Below are 13,946 nucleotides of genomic sequence, written 5' to 3'. Positions count from 1 at the left end.
AGTGCAGTTGGCAAGTGGTGCGCCGATGATTTGCAATCCCGCCTCTGCGCGCCATGCGTAGGCCGGGCTTCAGCCCGGCAGCAGCCTAGCGCGCGATGACCTGTCGCGTGCGAACTATGACAACAAGGATCGCGACGATCGCCAGAAATGCGCTGATCAGCATCAGCCACAGCAGCGGCGTCGCCCCGCTATCTGGTGTCAGCAACCATCCCGCCAGCGCCGACAGTGCCGCTCCCCCACCAATCATCAACGCCCCCGCCAACCCGCTGGCAGTACCTGCCAGATGTGGACGCACAGATAGAGCGCCAGCCGTGGCATTCGGGATGGTCATGCCGTTGCCCAACCCCATCAGCGTCATCAGGCCAAAGAAACTGTTGGCCGTGCCCATCCCGGCATAAAAAAGCCCAAGGTTCAGTGCGATACCGACCGCATTGATCAGCGTCCCCCAATACACCATCCGATCAACGCCGATCCGCACCGAAAACCGCCCGGATATGAAATTCCCAAGGAAATACCCAACCGCAGGTGCCCCAAAATATAGGCCAACTTTGGCAGGGGTCATCCCGAACACCTGATCGCCCACATACGGGGCACCGCCCAGATAGGCAAAAAAAGCACCCGATGAGAGCGCCGCAGCCATTGCATACCCCCAGAAGCGTGGCGAACGGAACAGCACCGGATATTCGCGAAACTGCTGGGACAGGGTGAATCCGCTGCGCTGGGCGGTCTCCCCCAGATCAGCCCACGACATCCAGAATACGGCAATACCCAGAACCAGCAGTAACCAGAAATTGGCCTGCCAGCCGAATTGCTGATCCAGAACGCCGCCTATAGCTGGCCCAATCATCGGCACGACGGCCATGCCCATCGTGACATACCCGATCATGCTGGCGGCCTCGTTCTGCGGCACCATGTCCCGTACAATTGCGCGGCTGAGGACCATCGCGGCCACGATTGTGGCCTGCATCATTCGGAAAAACAGGAACATGGTCACATTGGTGGCCAACGCGCAGCCGACGGTCGCCACAAGGAACACAGCCAACCCGCCAAGGATCACGGGACGGCGCCCCATCTTGTCGGAAATTGGCCCGATCATGATCTGCAGGACAGCGTTCACCCCCAGATAGAGGGCGACTGACAATTGCATCAGCCTGTAATCGGTGCCGAAGTACTCGGTCATGCCGGGCAGACTGGGCAAGAAGATGTTCATTGCAAGCGCCGCAAGTCCCGCCATGAGGATCAGCGTCACGATATGTGGCGGCGTGTTTCTGTCTAGAAACCGGGGTTTAACGGCAGAGGGCATTTGATTTGGCTATTCCTGTGATTGACAAGAGTCCATGTGTCTATGGCCGTCTATGCAATTTTGCATATTAGCCAAATGATATTTCCAGAAATTTGCAAATTTGCCGAAATCTGCTTTCGGTGGAGGCGATTCCCAGTGTACCTTGCGTCAAACGCGAGGGGGATCACCATGAAAGATATTTTGCAAACACTCGAAGACCGCCGCGACGCCGCGCGTCTGGGTGGCGGCGCACGCCGCATCGAGGCGCAGCACGCCAAGGGCAAGCTGACTGCGCGCGAAAGGCTGGAGCTGTTGCTGGACGATGGCAGCTTTGAAGAGTTCGATATGTTTGTGGCCCACCGCTGTACCGATTTCGGCATGGAAGACAGCCGCCCATATGGCGACGGGGTCGTGACCGGTTGGGGAACGATCAATGGTCGCATGGTCTATGTCTATAGTCAGGATTTTACCGTTCTGGGCGGGTCGGTTTCGGAAACCCACGCCAAGAAGATCTGCAAGATCATGGATATGGCGCTGGAAAACGGCGCGCCTGTCATTGGTCTGAACGATTCCGGCGGCGCGCGCATTCAGGAAGGCGTCGACAGCCTCGCGGGCTACGCCGAGATTTTCCAGCGCAACATCATGGCCTCGGGCGTGATCCCGCAGATCAGCGTGATTATGGGGCCTTGTGCGGGCGGGGCGGTCTATTCGCCTGCGATGACCGATTTCATCTTTATGGTCAAAGACAGCTCTTATATGTTCGTCACTGGTCCCGACGTGGTCAAGACCGTGACCAACGAACAGGTCACGGCCGAAGAGCTGGGTGGTGCCTCGACCCATACCCGCAAATCATCTGTCGCCGACGGCGCGTTCGAGAATGACGTAGAGGCGCTGGCAGAGGTGCGCCGTCTGGTCGATCTGCTGCCCGCATCCAACCGCGAAAAGCCGCCCGTGCGCCCGTTCTTTGACGAGCCGGGTCGGATCGAGCCCTCTCTCGATACGCTGGTGCCGGACAATCCGAACACGCCCTACGACATGAAGGAACTGATCACCAAGCTGGCGGATGAGGGCGACTTTTACGAGATACAGGAAGATTTCGCCAAGAACATCATCACCGGGTTCATCCGGCTGGAGGGGCAGACCGTCGGTGTCGTGGCCAATCAGCCGATGGTGCTGGCCGGCTGTCTGGATATTGACAGCTCGCGCAAGGCCGCGCGCTTTGTCCGGTTCTGCGATTGTTTCGAGATCCCGCTGCTGACGCTGGTGGATGTGCCCGGCTTCCTGCCCGGCACGGGCCAAGAATATGGCGGCGTGATCAAGCACGGGGCCAAGCTGCTCTTTGCCTATGGCGAGGCGACAGTACCGATGGTCACGGTGATCACCCGCAAAGCCTATGGCGGGGCCTACGACGTGATGGCGTCCAAGCATCTGCGCGCGGATTTCAACTATGCGTGGCCCACCGCCGAGATCGCGGTGATGGGGGCCAAGGGCGCCGCCGAGATCATTCACCGCGCCGATGCCGCCGACCCGGACAAGATCGCGGCACATGCCAAGGACTATGAGGACCGGTTCGCCAATCCCTTTGTCGCCGCAGAGCGGGGATTTATCGACGAGGTGATCATGCCGCATTCCACGCGCATGCGCGTCAGCCGCGCCTTTGCGTCCCTGCGCAACAAGAAGGCGCAGATGCCGTGGAAGAAGCACGATAATATTCCGCTGTGATGTAATTTATAATGGCAAATGCAAATTGGGTATATACGCTAATACGTGCGCTCGACGACTTGGGTGGAGCTGCTCATGTCAGTCAGTTGGCGCAAAATCGTTTTGTGTTCAATGAGCAAAATGAACAGAAAGACTTACAGGCAAGCATTCGCGGTTCTATCCATGACTACTGTTCAGATCATTCAAGTGGAGAGCGGAAAGGCGCAGCAAACGGAAATGCGCGAGACGTTTTTGCGAAAGTCGGGCCCGCAAAATGGGAAATCAGAGATTATCGCAACCCTTTTGTAAAATTCGCCTTAGGCAAAATTGACTCTAGCCAAGTCCTTGGTGAGCTAGAGGAATCTGGCGAGGATCGGACTAAGATTGAGCAACTGATCGGTGAAATGGAGGACGACAAATCCGTATTCGTTCGGGAGCACTGGCGGTCATCTCCACAACATCCACGCTATCAAAACCAGGCCTTCACCATCGCTCACGCCGATGATGGCAAGTTCGTGGGTCAAGGTCTGCGTGCCTTCTTCGAGTATCGCGATCTGGGGATCAACGCGGCGACCAAGGGCAAATTCGGCGCGCATGTGATCCGCGCGGTTCCCGGCGAGGAAAGCCCCGGCGCGTGGCATAGCCATGATCTTGAATTTCAAATGGTTTACGTCACCCAAGGCTGGGTGGTGTTCGAGTATGAGGGCGAGGGCGAGCATACCCTGCGCGCCGGATCCTGCGTGCTGCAACCACCGGGCATCCGCCACCGCGAGGTGCGGCATTCGGACGATATGGAGCTGATCGAGATCATCAGCCCGGCAGAATTTTCCACTGTCCCCGAGGACGCCCCGGAATGAGCCGTAACCGCTGGCATATGCTGCGCGACGACGACAGTGTGACGCTGGCGCGGCGCGTTCCTGTACGGTTCGATCTGGTGGTTCGTACGAAACTGCCCGCAGCGCGCAAGGACCGCATCGCACATCAGATCAGACAGGACTTGTGGCGGGCGCTGCGTGGTCTGCGCGGATTTGCCCCCGCCGTGCAGGTGACAGACACGCAGGATGGTCTGACAATCGCAGCAGGCGGCGAGGTGTCCGGGCGGTTCCCGCAAGCCGAGGCCGAGTCGCGGTTGCGCGCGGTGCTGGAAGATGCAGCCAATCGCGCCCGCTGGGTTCGGTGCGCGACATGAGAGGGGCAGGGGCATTGGCAACAACGGCCGTGGCAGCCACGGCAGAGGCGGCGGAAACGGCGCTTGTGCTGCCATCGGGCCTGAACGCGCGGTTGCACGAAGTTCTGACCGATCGCCCCGGCGGCGGATTGGTCTATCGGTTTCGGTTCGTGGCCGACGGATTTGACCCGCGCGCCGATCAGGTCGAGGTCGTATTGGACGATCTGACCTATTTGTGCCGTGAATATGCGTTGGCTCGGGTGTCGGACATCGGACCGCACCCACGCCAGATCGTTATTTCGCTGGCGGACAAGGAAACAGAATTCGGCGTTGCCGACCCGACCGCACGGCAGGTCTTTGAGGCCTTTGCGATCGAGAACAATACCTGCATCTGGGAGATGTTTTGACTATGGCACAATATCTTGCGGGACAAAGTTCAGTTTGGCGGGTTTGTGAGGCTTTGCAGCCACAGCCCCCCTGCAATCGTCCGTTTTCGTATCAATTGCCGATGAATTGTTCTATCTTCACCTCCGGATGCACCCAAGCAATCCAAACCTCGAGTCGAGGGCATGGGGTGGGCTCTGCCCTTACATCACACCTAGGAAGTGACAGGAGTAAAATATGTCGAACGTTATTAAGGGCCTTTTCGCGGTCGCACTGGTTGCCGTTACAAGCGCATGTGCACAGCAAGAAGAAGAGTATGTCGTGGTTGAACCCGAGCCAATCACGGTTGAGCCAGTGTCGACCGGCAAGTACGGCGGCAAGTACTAATACGCGACGACGCGTAGCACGACCGGGACAGGCCTCTTGGCCTGTCCCGATTCTCCCGCGTGATGTGCTGGCCCGAAATGGGGGCGCATCATGATCAAGCATCGCGGGTTTCCCGGGCGTTTGCCCAGTTCTGATTTCCAATTCACAATTCGCCGTGCCAATCCCAAGGGTGCCACGCCATTGGTTGCGCGCGAGCGGTATCGCGACCGGCGCCCGCCGGACCGGCGCGCCGATACCGGCTTTGTCGCCGCACTTTGGGCGTGTTTCGGGAACGAACCGTTTGAACGTGGCAATCTGGATGCCGGGCGGCTGAGCTGGCTCTTCGGGCGCGAAGTGCTGCCGGCTGAAGACCCGTTTGACCCGGAAAGCTACGAGGCGCTGCTGGTTCTCGACGAGGCGGCTGCGCGCCGATCTTTTCCCGATGCATTCGGACCAGAGGGCAAGTGATGCCGGGCAGTGTTCATTTCACCGCCCGAAATGAGGGGCGCAATGTCGCGCGCTTGCGCCGCGGTGGCACGAATTCGCGCATGACGTGTAATTTTACGCGGAGTTTGGCCGATCCCTGCCGCCGTAATGCCGTACGCTTGGCGTGTGGGCGTTTTGCGGGCAGCGTTGATATTGTAGTGGCGGGTCTTCCCCAAGGGCCCGAGACATTTCGTCTGAACCGTTACCCTTCCCCTGATGGGCGGCTCTGCGCATTGTTGCGCAAGCCGCCCTTTTTTCATGCCCCGAGCAGCCCATCGCAGCGTCGGCGGCGGTATGGTGCCAATGCCGTTGGCGGCACCCGGCGCAGGGAACTATTCGGCCCGTCCCGCGTTGATGTAACCAAGACGGGCGACGTTGCCCGCTTTCAGTTGAAAGGTGGTTCATCATGCGACAGTATCTCAAAATCTCAGGCGCGGCTTTGGCATTGCTCGGCCTTGTGGCCTGCGGCGACACGGCCGGTGAGCAAGCCATCATCGGTGGCGCGGCTGGCGCTGGTACGGCGGCAGTGCTCAATACCAACATCCTTACCGGTGCAGCGGTCGGCGCGGCAGGTAACACCATTTTCTGTCAGACCAATCCGGGTAAATGTAGCTGACCTGACTGACGCATCCCTGCGGTGCGTACCTGATTTTTGCGAGACCATCGGCGGAGTTTCCGCCGGTGGTCTTTTTTATGCCAGACGCGGGCCGGGAACGGCCCGCCAAGACCATCAAGGGGACGTGCAATGTTCAAGAAAATCCTGATTGCCAACCGTGGCGAAATCGCCTGCCGGGTTATCAAAACCGCGCGCGAAATGGGCATCGCGACGGTTGCCATCTACTCGGACGCTGATCGCAACGCCCTGCATGTCCGCATGGCGGACGAAGCGGTGCATATCGGCCCGCCCCCCGCAAACGAGAGCTATATCGTTATCGACAAGGTGATGGACGCGATCCGCCAGACCGGCGCCGAGGCCGTGCATCCCGGCTATGGGTTTCTGTCGGAAAACAGCAAATTTGCCGAGGCGCTTGAGGCCGCAGGTGTTGCCTTTATCGGGCCGCCTAAAGGGGCGATCGAGGCAATGGGCGACAAGATCACCAGCAAGAAGATCGCGCAGGAGGCCGAGGTTAGCACTGTCCCGGGTTACATGGGGTTGATCGAGGACGCCGATGAGGCTGTCAAAATCTCGAACCAGGTCGGCTACCCGGTGATGATCAAGGCCAGCGCCGGCGGTGGCGGCAAGGGGATGCGCATCGCGTGGAATGACGACGAGGCACGCGAGGGTTTCCAGAGTTCCAAGAACGAAGCGGCCAACAGCTTTGGCGATGATCGGATTTTCATCGAGAAGTTTGTCACCCAGCCGCGCCACATCGAGATTCAGGTGCTGTGCGACGCGCATGGCAATGGCATCTATCTGGGCGAGCGCGAATGCAGCATTCAACGCCGTAACCAGAAGGTCATCGAAGAGGCACCCAGCCCGTTTTTGGACGCCGAGACCCGCAAGGCGATGGGCGAGCAGGCCGTCGCATTGGCGCAGGCGGTGGATTACACCAGCGCGGGCACGGTCGAATTCATCGTGGATGGGGACCGGAATTTTTACTTTCTTGAGATGAACACCCGTTTGCAGGTGGAGCATCCTGTGACCGAACTGATCACCGGGGTCGATCTGGTCGAACAGATGATCCGCGTCGCCAATGGCGAGGCGCTGAGCATCACGCAGGACGATGTGAAGCTGAACGGCTGGGCAATGGAGAGCCGTCTTTATGCCGAGGATCCCTATCGCGGGTTCCTGCCTTCTATCGGGCGGCTGACGCGCTATCGTCCGCCGGAATCCCTGAACGTCGAAGGGGCCATCGTGCGCAACGATACCGGTGTGTACGAGGGCGGCGAAATCAGCATGTATTATGACCCCATGATCGCCAAACTCTGCACTTGGGGGCCAGACCGCGCGGCGGCCATTGAAGGGATGCGCAACGCGCTTGATGCGTTCGAAGTCGAAGGCATCGGCCATAACCTGCCGTTCCTCAGCGCAGTGATGGATCATCCCAAGTTTATCTCGGGCAACATCACCACGGCCTTCATCGAAGAAGAATATCCCGATGGGTTCAATGGTGTTGATCTGGACGATGACGCGCTGCGCCGTATTGCGGCCTCTTGTGCTGCGATGCACCGGGTTGCCGAAATTCGGCGCACCCGCGTGTCGGGCCGGATGGACAACCACGAGCGCCATGTTGGCGAGGATTGGGTCGTGACGCTGCAAGGGCAACGCCACGCGGTTTCGATCAACGCCTACAAGGGCGGCGCGACTGTGCGTTTCGAGGGTGGCAGCGAGGTCAAGGTACGCAGCGACTGGACGCCGGGCGACCAGTTGGCGACGCTTGATGTGGACGGGACGCCACTGGTGCTGAAGGTCGGCAAAGTGTCGGGCGGGTTCCGCATCCGCAGCCGCGGCGCGGATATGAAAGTGCACGTGCGCACGCCGCGTCAGGCCGACCTGGCCCAGCTGATGCCCGAGAAAGAGGCACCTGACACGTCGCGGATGCTGCTGTGTCCGATGCCGGGTCTGATCGTCAAGGTCAATGTGGCCGTCGGCGATGAGGTGCAGGAAGGGCAGGCGCTCTGCACGATTGAGGCGATGAAAATGGAGAACATCCTGCGCGCCGAGCGGAAGGCGGTCGTCAGTAAGATCAACGCCGGTGCAGGCGACAGTCTGGCGGTGGACGATGTGATCATGGAATTCGAATAATTGTTATGCTTGGGAACGCCGCAGAGCATTCGAGCCGAGACAGGCAAGGCCATTCGCAGGGCATGCAGCATTGTGCGCCGGAATGCCTAGCTCAGCCTGCCTCGCGGCGTTCGCGGATTTCCTGCTGGCGCATCGGCAGTTTGTCGATGGTGCGGGTGATTTCGCGCACGTCCCATGGAAACGGCTTGCGCAGGTATATCGTGCCGTCCTTAACGATCAGCGCCAACATGAAACCACGCGGGCGCAACCGCTCGCGCAGGGGGCTTTGCGCTGATGGGTCGGTGTCGGTCAGAATGACGACATCACGCTCTGCCAGTTCGTCCAGCCGTGCGTTCAGTAATTCCATCTGCCGAACAAAACGCTGGTCGAATTCACTATCGGCAAAGATCACAAGCGGGCGATTTTTCCATAAAAATTCATTCAAATCGACGTCTGTACCATCGACGAAAATACTCTGCTCAGGCACCACGGCAACCTCTTCGGCCGCCAGAGGCGCTGCGATAATGCAAGCAATAACAAGGGCCAGCAACTGTTTCATCATCTCTCCTGTCAGGCTAGATATAGGGCCTGACCCGCTGATTACGATCCCAAGCATCGGCAGTGGAGCGGAAAAATCAATGTTAATCGCATCCCAAGGATTGGCGGCGCAAAAAAGGCGGGAGTTTTCCCCCCGGCGACCGCACGGTGCGGCGTCCTTGCGAAAGGCGCGATCTGACATGGACATCATCCTGCATCCCGGTGCGCATCGCACGGCCTCGACCAGCTTTCAATACTATATGCGCCAGAATGCAGCCCCGCTGCGCGCGCGCGGAACAGCCTTTTGGGGGCCTGCGGAAATGCGTGCCGGCCTGCTGACTGGTGTTGTCCCGCGCCCCGGTCTGGTGCCTGCCTCAGAGCAGCTGAGGCGTGCCCGTGGGCGGGTCGCCCTACAAATGGCAAAGCTGCGTGATGCCGGGGCTGAACGCCTGATCATCAGCGATGAGAACCTCATCGGCTCTCCATTACGCAACATTCGCGATATGCGGCTCTACCCTGCAATTGGCGAACGGATGGCACGATACCGTAATGCGCTGGGAGGGCGCATTGACAGGGTCGTGTTCAGTATCCGGGCGCAGGATGCGTATTGGGCATCGGCGCTGGCCTTTTCGATCCCCCGTCACGGTGCCATTCCGGGCGCCGTCGCATTGGATCACATGGCCAACAGCCCGCGTAGCTGGAAGGGGGTCATCACGGATCTGGCCTGCGCACTGCCCGACGCTCAAATTACCGTGCTGTTACACGAATCCTTTGCAAGTGTACCTGAGCGCAAGCTGACAATCATGTGTGGTCTTGCAAAACCCCCGCAATGCCATGCGCGCGAGTGGCTGAACCGGTCGCCGGACCTGGACACTCTGCGCGGGCATCTGGCCGAGCGTGGGCAGGATCCCGATCAATTGCGGCACGCCGGGGACGGTGGCTGGCATCCCTTTACCAAAGAGCAGCGTAGGACGCTGCGACATCGCTATTCCGACGATCTCGACTGGCTGCGCGCCGGGGCGGATGGTCTGGCGCAACTGACAGAGAACCCCGCCGGGGCCGACACGGTGAAAACACCGGCCGCCGCTGGCAGCAGAAGAGGACAAACCGATGACATCGAACAAAGACGACTGGCATGATCTGGCCGCCAAGGAACTACGCGGGCGTGCGCCCGAAGATCTGATCTGGCACACGCTGGAAGGGATCGACGTCAAGCCGCTCTATACCGAAGAGGACACTGCCGGACTGGACCACATGGGCGGCATTCCGGGGGCGGCGCCCTTTACCAGAGGCGTCAAGGCCACGATGTATGCCGGGCGTCCCTGGACGATCCGCCAATATGCCGGATTTTCCACGGCAGAGGAATCGAATGCCTTTTACCGTCGTAATCTGGCCGCCGGTCAGCAGGGTGTGAGCGTCGCGTTCGATCTGGCCACCCACCGCGGATATGACAGCGACCACCCGCGCGTCGACGGTGACGTGGGCAAGGCCGGCGTGGCCATCGATTCTGTCGAGGATATGAAAATCCTCTTTGATGGTATTCCGCTGGATACCGTCAGTGTCAGCATGACGATGAATGGTGCCGTAATCCCGGTTTTGGCCAGTTTTATCGTCGCGGGCGAGGAACAGGGACATGCGCGCAGCGTTCTGTCCGGCACCATCCAGAATGACATTCTCAAGGAATTCATGGTGCGCAACACCTATATTTATCCCCCGGAACCCTCGATGCGGATCGTGTCGGATATCATCGAATACACTTCTGACGAGATGCCAAAGTTCAATTCGATCTCGATCTCGGGCTACCATATGCAAGAAGCTGGTGCCAATCTGGTTCAGGAACTGGCCTATACGCTGGCCGACGGGCGTGAATATGTGCGCGCCGCGATCGAGGCGGGGATGGATGTCGATAAATTTGCAGGGCGGCTGTCGTTCTTCTTTGCAATTGGCATGAATTTTTTCATGGAAGCGGCCAAACTGCGCGCGGCGCGACTGCTATGGCATAAGATTATGACCGAGTTTGGCGCACAGAATGACCGGTCCAAGATGTTGCGGACCCATTGCCAGACCAGCGGCGTCAGTCTGCAAGAGCAAGACCCTTATAACAACGTCATCCGCACCGCATATGAGGCGATGAGTGCCGCGCTGGGCGGCACCCAGTCGCTGCACACCAACGCGCTGGATGAGGCGATGGCGCTGCCCACCGATTTCAGCGCGCGGATTGCCCGCAACACGCAGCTCATTCTGCAAGAGGAAACCGGCGTCACCAACGTCGTCGATCCGCTGGCGGGCAGCTACTATGTCGAGAGCCTGACCGCCGAGTTGGTCGAAAAAGCGTGGGCGTTGATCGAGGAAGTCGAGGAAATGGGCGGCATGACCAAGGCCGTGGCCAGCGGCATGCCCAAGCTGCGGATCGAGGAATCGGCTGCCACCCGGCAGGCGATGATCGACCGGGGCACCGAGGTGATCGTCGGCGTAAACAAATACCGCCGCGAAAGCGAAGATCCGATTGATCTGCTGGATATCGACAATTCGGCTGTGCGCGACAGCCAAGTCGCCAGACTGGAAAAAATCCGCGCGTCACGCGACGAATCGGCCTGCACTGCCGCGCTGGACGAACTGTCGCGCCGCGCCAAAGAAGGCGGCAACTTGTTAGAGGCCGCAGTCGAGGCGGCGCGCGCACGGGCCACCGTAGGAGAGATCAGCATGAGTATGGAAAAAGTATTCGGACGTCACCGCGCCGAGGTAAAGACGCTGGCCGGTGTCTATGGCGCCGCCTACGAGGGCGACGAAGGGTTCGCCGCGATCCAGAAATCGGTCGAGGATTTCGCCGAAGCCGAGGGCCGCCGCCCGCGCATGCTGGTGGTCAAGATGGGGCAGGACGGCCATGACCGGGGCGCCAAGGTGATTGCCACAGCCTTTGCCGATATCGGGTTCGACGTGGATGTGGGGCCGCTTTTCCAGACGCCAGAAGAGGCCGCACAGGATGCCGTGGACAATGATGTGCATGTGATCGGGATCAGCAGTCAGGCGGCAGGACACAAAACACTGGCGCCCAAGCTGGTCGCGGCGCTGAAGGCGCAGGACGCGGGGGATATTCTGGTGATCTGTGGCGGGGTCATTCCGCAACAGGATTACGAGTTCCTGAAGAACGCTGGCGTCAAGGCAATATTCGGGCCGGGCACGAACATTCCAGAGGCGGCACAGGATATTCTGCGGCTGATCCGCGAGGCGCGCAGCTAGGGCGTCGGGGAGACTGTTGGAGAGGCGCCGAGAAGAGCGTAATCCGCGCTCGGCATCTCGCCCGATGCGAAGCATCTGCCGTTGATTGTGCGTGTCTGTGGGACGTATTGCGTCATTTGTTGCGCAAATGATTTTGGTGGCGTGGGGGAGACTCGAACTCCCGACCTAACGATTATGAGTCGTTCGCTCTAACCAACTGAGCTACCGCGCCATCGGCGGGTGAGGTATGACAGTCCCGCAGCGGCGTCAAGGCGGAAATGCCCAAAGGCGCACATCAGGGCGATCATTGATTGCAAACGAGAGTTTTACCCATCAGGGTTCCGCGAACGGTGAAGGATCAAGATGAACAAGCGTGCAGAGATCATGGTCGGAATGGCCGCCGGGATGTTATGGGGGCTGGCGTTGCTGTGGGTGGCGGGACAATACGTCACGTTGCCGGTTTTCGCGTTGATGCCCACGATCATGACCGCGTTTCTCTTGCCCGGACTGTTCATGTTATTGGTGATCGGTCGGTTGGCGCAGCGGCGCTATTTTGACGACACCATCATCGACGGGCAGCCATTTGCGCCCGCATCCGGGGCCGCGATTGATCAGCGGGTTCTGACGAACACCACCGAACAATTGGTGCTGGCGCTCGCGATCTGGCCCGCTGCGGCGGTCCTGCTGGCAGGGCAGGGGCCGGGCGTTATAGCGACCTTGGGCATTGGATTCGTCATTGCGCGGTTGCTGTTCTGGGTTGGCTACCATGTGTCGCCTCCGCTGCGCGCCTTTGGTTTTGCGGCGACGTTTTATCCGACGATTCTGGTGGCACTCTGGGCGCTGGCACGGCTGGCGTTCGGCGGGGGCTGAGCCCCTAGGATTGATCCCGAGGGTGATTTGTTTCAAAGAGCATCTGTCGAAACATGAACCTGAGAGGCCACGATGAAGCTGGATCACATAGCGATTGCCTGCAAGACGCTGGAGGAAGGCCGCGCTGTGGTCGAGGAGGCACTGAGTGTCACGCTACAGCCCGGCGGGCAACATGATCATTTTGGTACGCATAACCTGCTGCTGGGACTGGCGAACGGGCTCTATCTGGAAGTGATCGCGATTGACCCGGAGGCAGCACCGCTGCCCTATCCGCGCTGGTTCGATCTGGACCGGTTCGAAGGTGCCCCGAGACTGACCAATTGGATATGTCAGGTGGAGAGCATGACAGAAGCCCTGTCAGCACTGCCAGAGGCCGGGAAACCCGTAGCACTGACCCGCGGTGCGTTGCGCTGGCAGATGGCAGTGCCCGGCGACGGCGCGTTGCCCTATGACGCCATGTTTCCGGCCTTGATCGAATGGGGGGCAGGCGTGAGCCACCCCAGCGGGTTACTCAGCCCGTCAGGTTGCCGTCTGAAGCGGTTGGTGGTCAGCCATCCGGACGCTGAAGCGCTGGCCGCCCGGCTGCGTCCCGATTTGCGCGATCCTTGCGTGGTGTTTGATACCGGCCCTGCCGCATTGCGCGCCGAATTTGAGACGCCCAACGGCCTGCGCGTGCTGACATGATCATCCGTCCGGCGGAGGCGCGGGATATCGCGCAGATCATCGATATCTGGAACCCGGTCATCCGCGACACTGCGGCCACCTTTACCACCGAGGAAAAGACGCCCGCAGGTCTGGCTACTACGATGGCAGACCGGGAAACGGCGGGGCATGCGTTTCTGGTCGCCACCGACGCAGCGCAGGTTCTGGGCTTCGCCACATGTTTCCCGTTTCGTGGCGGTCCGGGGTATGTGCGTACGTTAGAGCATTCGGTGATCCTAGCGCCGCAGGCGCGCGGGCAGGGATGCGGCCGCGCGCTTGTGTTCGCGTTGCAGGACGCAGCGCTCGGGGCGGGGGCACGGCACCTGATCGCGGGGGTGAGTGGTGAGAACCTTGGCGCTGTGGAATTTCACAAGGCCATCGGATTTCGACAGGTCGGTGTTTTGCCCGGCGTGGGCTACAAGTTCGGCCGCTGGATGGACCTGATCCTGTTGCAGAAAACCCTAGTGGACCTGCCTGACAATCCGCACGAAACTGGGTAGATTAAG

General features: G+C 59.9%; 15 protein-coding genes and 1 tRNA gene. 13 read left to right on the top strand and 3 right to left on the bottom strand.

The genetic code is table 11. The annotated features are described in order from the left end of the window. Positions 1-85 precede the first annotated feature (85 nt). On the bottom strand, positions 86-1,303 hold the full coding sequence (locus N7U68_RS05405) for a multidrug effflux MFS transporter (RefSeq protein WP_263048487.1): 1,218 nt from the start codon (positions 1,301-1,303) through the stop codon (positions 86-88). 168 nt (positions 1,304-1,471) lie between these two features. Here N7U68_RS05405 and N7U68_RS05400 point away from each other — a divergent pair, with 168 nt between their 5' ends. The 8 genes from N7U68_RS05400 to N7U68_RS05365 all read left to right on the top strand — a co-directional run bounded on the left by N7U68_RS05400 (position 1,472) and on the right by N7U68_RS05365 (position 8,133). Next, positions 1,472-3,004, top strand: a complete 1,533-nt coding sequence (locus N7U68_RS05400) for an acyl-CoA carboxylase subunit beta (RefSeq protein ID WP_263048486.1) — start codon at positions 1,472-1,474, stop codon at positions 3,002-3,004. A gap of 11 nt (positions 3,005-3,015) precedes the next feature. Further along, on the top strand, positions 3,016-3,840 hold the full coding sequence (locus N7U68_RS05395; protein WP_263048485.1) for a cupin domain-containing protein: 825 nt from the start codon (positions 3,016-3,018) through the stop codon (positions 3,838-3,840). Continuing rightward, the gene (locus N7U68_RS05390) at positions 3,837-4,172 is read left to right on the top strand and encodes a hypothetical protein (protein WP_165197492.1); all 336 of its coding nucleotides are present in this window, start codon (positions 3,837-3,839) and stop codon (positions 4,170-4,172) included. Before N7U68_RS05395 ends, N7U68_RS05390 begins: the two co-directional genes overlap by 4 nt. A 14-nt stretch (positions 4,173-4,186) precedes the next feature. Continuing rightward, a complete protein-coding gene (locus N7U68_RS05385) occupies positions 4,187-4,558 on the top strand; it encodes a DUF6497 family protein (protein WP_241188147.1) in 372 nt (123 codons plus the stop codon). Between the two features lie 214 nt (positions 4,559-4,772). Beyond that, on the top strand, positions 4,773-4,922 hold the full coding sequence (locus tag N7U68_RS05380; RefSeq protein WP_165197494.1) for a hypothetical protein: 150 nt from the start codon (positions 4,773-4,775) through the stop codon (positions 4,920-4,922). Positions 4,923-5,012: 90 nt separating this feature from the next. Further along, positions 5,013-5,369 (top strand): hypothetical protein, encoded by a 357-nt coding sequence (locus N7U68_RS05375; RefSeq protein ID WP_165197495.1) that lies wholly within the window; start codon positions 5,013-5,015, stop codon positions 5,367-5,369. 424 nt (positions 5,370-5,793) lie between these two features. Then, on the top strand, positions 5,794-6,003 hold the full coding sequence (locus N7U68_RS05370; protein ID WP_165197496.1) for a hypothetical protein: 210 nt from the start codon (positions 5,794-5,796) through the stop codon (positions 6,001-6,003). 129 nt (positions 6,004-6,132) lie between these two features. Then, on the top strand, positions 6,133-8,133 hold the full coding sequence (locus N7U68_RS05365) for an acetyl-CoA carboxylase biotin carboxylase subunit (RefSeq protein WP_263048484.1): 2,001 nt from the start codon (positions 6,133-6,135) through the stop codon (positions 8,131-8,133). 91 nt (positions 8,134-8,224) lie between these two features. On the opposite strand, the gene N7U68_RS05360 is transcribed toward N7U68_RS05365, so the two are convergent. Continuing rightward, positions 8,225-8,671: a DUF4174 domain-containing protein gene (locus tag N7U68_RS05360; RefSeq protein ID WP_165197500.1), complete on the bottom strand. Its 447-nt coding sequence runs from the start codon at positions 8,669-8,671 to the stop codon at positions 8,225-8,227. Between the two features lie 178 nt (positions 8,672-8,849). On the opposite strand from N7U68_RS05360, the gene N7U68_RS05355 reads away from it, so the two are divergent. Together N7U68_RS05355 and scpA are read left to right on the top strand one after the other, a co-directional pair. Further along, the gene (locus tag N7U68_RS05355) at positions 8,850-9,788 is read left to right on the top strand and encodes a hypothetical protein (RefSeq protein ID WP_263048483.1); all 939 of its coding nucleotides are present in this window, start codon (positions 8,850-8,852) and stop codon (positions 9,786-9,788) included. Further along, on the top strand, positions 9,760-11,889 hold the full coding sequence (gene scpA, locus N7U68_RS05350) for a methylmalonyl-CoA mutase (protein WP_263048482.1): 2,130 nt from the start codon (positions 9,760-9,762) through the stop codon (positions 11,887-11,889). Before N7U68_RS05355 ends, scpA begins: the two co-directional genes overlap by 29 nt. Positions 11,890-12,023: 134 nt before the next feature. On the opposite strand, the gene N7U68_RS05345 is transcribed toward scpA, so the two are convergent. Beyond that, positions 12,024-12,100 (bottom strand) — tRNA-Met (locus N7U68_RS05345). Positions 12,101-12,231: 131 nt separating this feature from the next. Here N7U68_RS05345 and N7U68_RS05340 point away from each other — a divergent pair. The 3 genes from N7U68_RS05340 to N7U68_RS05330 all read left to right on the top strand — a co-directional run bounded on the left by N7U68_RS05340 (position 12,232) and on the right by N7U68_RS05330 (position 13,940). Beyond that, complete coding sequence (locus tag N7U68_RS05340; RefSeq protein ID WP_263048481.1) at positions 12,232-12,738, top strand: MAPEG family protein; 507 nt, start codon at positions 12,232-12,234, stop codon at positions 12,736-12,738. 72 nt (positions 12,739-12,810) lie between these two features. Then, positions 12,811-13,422, top strand: a complete 612-nt coding sequence (locus N7U68_RS05335; RefSeq protein WP_263048480.1) for a VOC family protein — start codon at positions 12,811-12,813, stop codon at positions 13,420-13,422. Beyond that, positions 13,419-13,940, top strand: a complete 522-nt coding sequence (locus N7U68_RS05330; protein ID WP_263048479.1) for a GNAT family N-acetyltransferase — start codon at positions 13,419-13,421, stop codon at positions 13,938-13,940. The genes N7U68_RS05335 and N7U68_RS05330 overlap by 4 nt, the downstream gene beginning before the upstream one ends. Positions 13,941-13,946 lie beyond the last annotated feature (6 nt).

The sequence above is a fragment of the Roseovarius pelagicus genome (assembly GCF_025639885.1).
GTDB classification, from domain to species: Bacteria; Pseudomonadota; Alphaproteobacteria; order Rhodobacterales; family Rhodobacteraceae; genus Roseovarius; species Roseovarius pelagicus.
The sequence above is the reverse complement of the archived record's forward strand: the minus strand, read 5'-3'. Positions and strand labels throughout refer to the sequence as shown.

Coding starts and splice junctions, on each gene's coding strand:
- N7U68_RS05405 (WP_263048487.1), bottom strand. CDS start 1,303: ATGCCCTCTGCCGTTAAACCCCGGTTTCTAGACAGAAACACGCCGCCA.
- N7U68_RS05400 (WP_263048486.1), top strand. CDS start 1,472: ATGAAAGATATTTTGCAAACACTCGAAGACCGCCGCGACGCCGCGCGT.
- N7U68_RS05395 (WP_263048485.1), top strand. CDS start 3,016: ATGGCAAATGCAAATTGGGTATATACGCTAATACGTGCGCTCGACGAC.
- N7U68_RS05390 (WP_165197492.1), top strand. CDS start 3,837: ATGAGCCGTAACCGCTGGCATATGCTGCGCGACGACGACAGTGTGACG.
- N7U68_RS05380 (WP_165197494.1), top strand. CDS start 4,773: ATGTCGAACGTTATTAAGGGCCTTTTCGCGGTCGCACTGGTTGCCGTT.
- N7U68_RS05375 (WP_165197495.1), top strand. CDS start 5,013: ATGATCAAGCATCGCGGGTTTCCCGGGCGTTTGCCCAGTTCTGATTTC.
- N7U68_RS05370 (WP_165197496.1), top strand. CDS start 5,794: ATGCGACAGTATCTCAAAATCTCAGGCGCGGCTTTGGCATTGCTCGGC.
- N7U68_RS05365 (WP_263048484.1), top strand. CDS start 6,133: ATGTTCAAGAAAATCCTGATTGCCAACCGTGGCGAAATCGCCTGCCGG.
- N7U68_RS05360 (WP_165197500.1), bottom strand. CDS start 8,671: ATGAAACAGTTGCTGGCCCTTGTTATTGCTTGCATTATCGCAGCGCCT.
- N7U68_RS05355 (WP_263048483.1), top strand. CDS start 8,850: ATGGACATCATCCTGCATCCCGGTGCGCATCGCACGGCCTCGACCAGC.
- scpA (WP_263048482.1), top strand. CDS start 9,760: ATGACATCGAACAAAGACGACTGGCATGATCTGGCCGCCAAGGAACTA.
- N7U68_RS05340 (WP_263048481.1), top strand. CDS start 12,232: ATGAACAAGCGTGCAGAGATCATGGTCGGAATGGCCGCCGGGATGTTA.
- N7U68_RS05335 (WP_263048480.1), top strand. CDS start 12,811: ATGAAGCTGGATCACATAGCGATTGCCTGCAAGACGCTGGAGGAAGGC.
- N7U68_RS05330 (WP_263048479.1), top strand. CDS start 13,419: ATGATCATCCGTCCGGCGGAGGCGCGGGATATCGCGCAGATCATCGAT.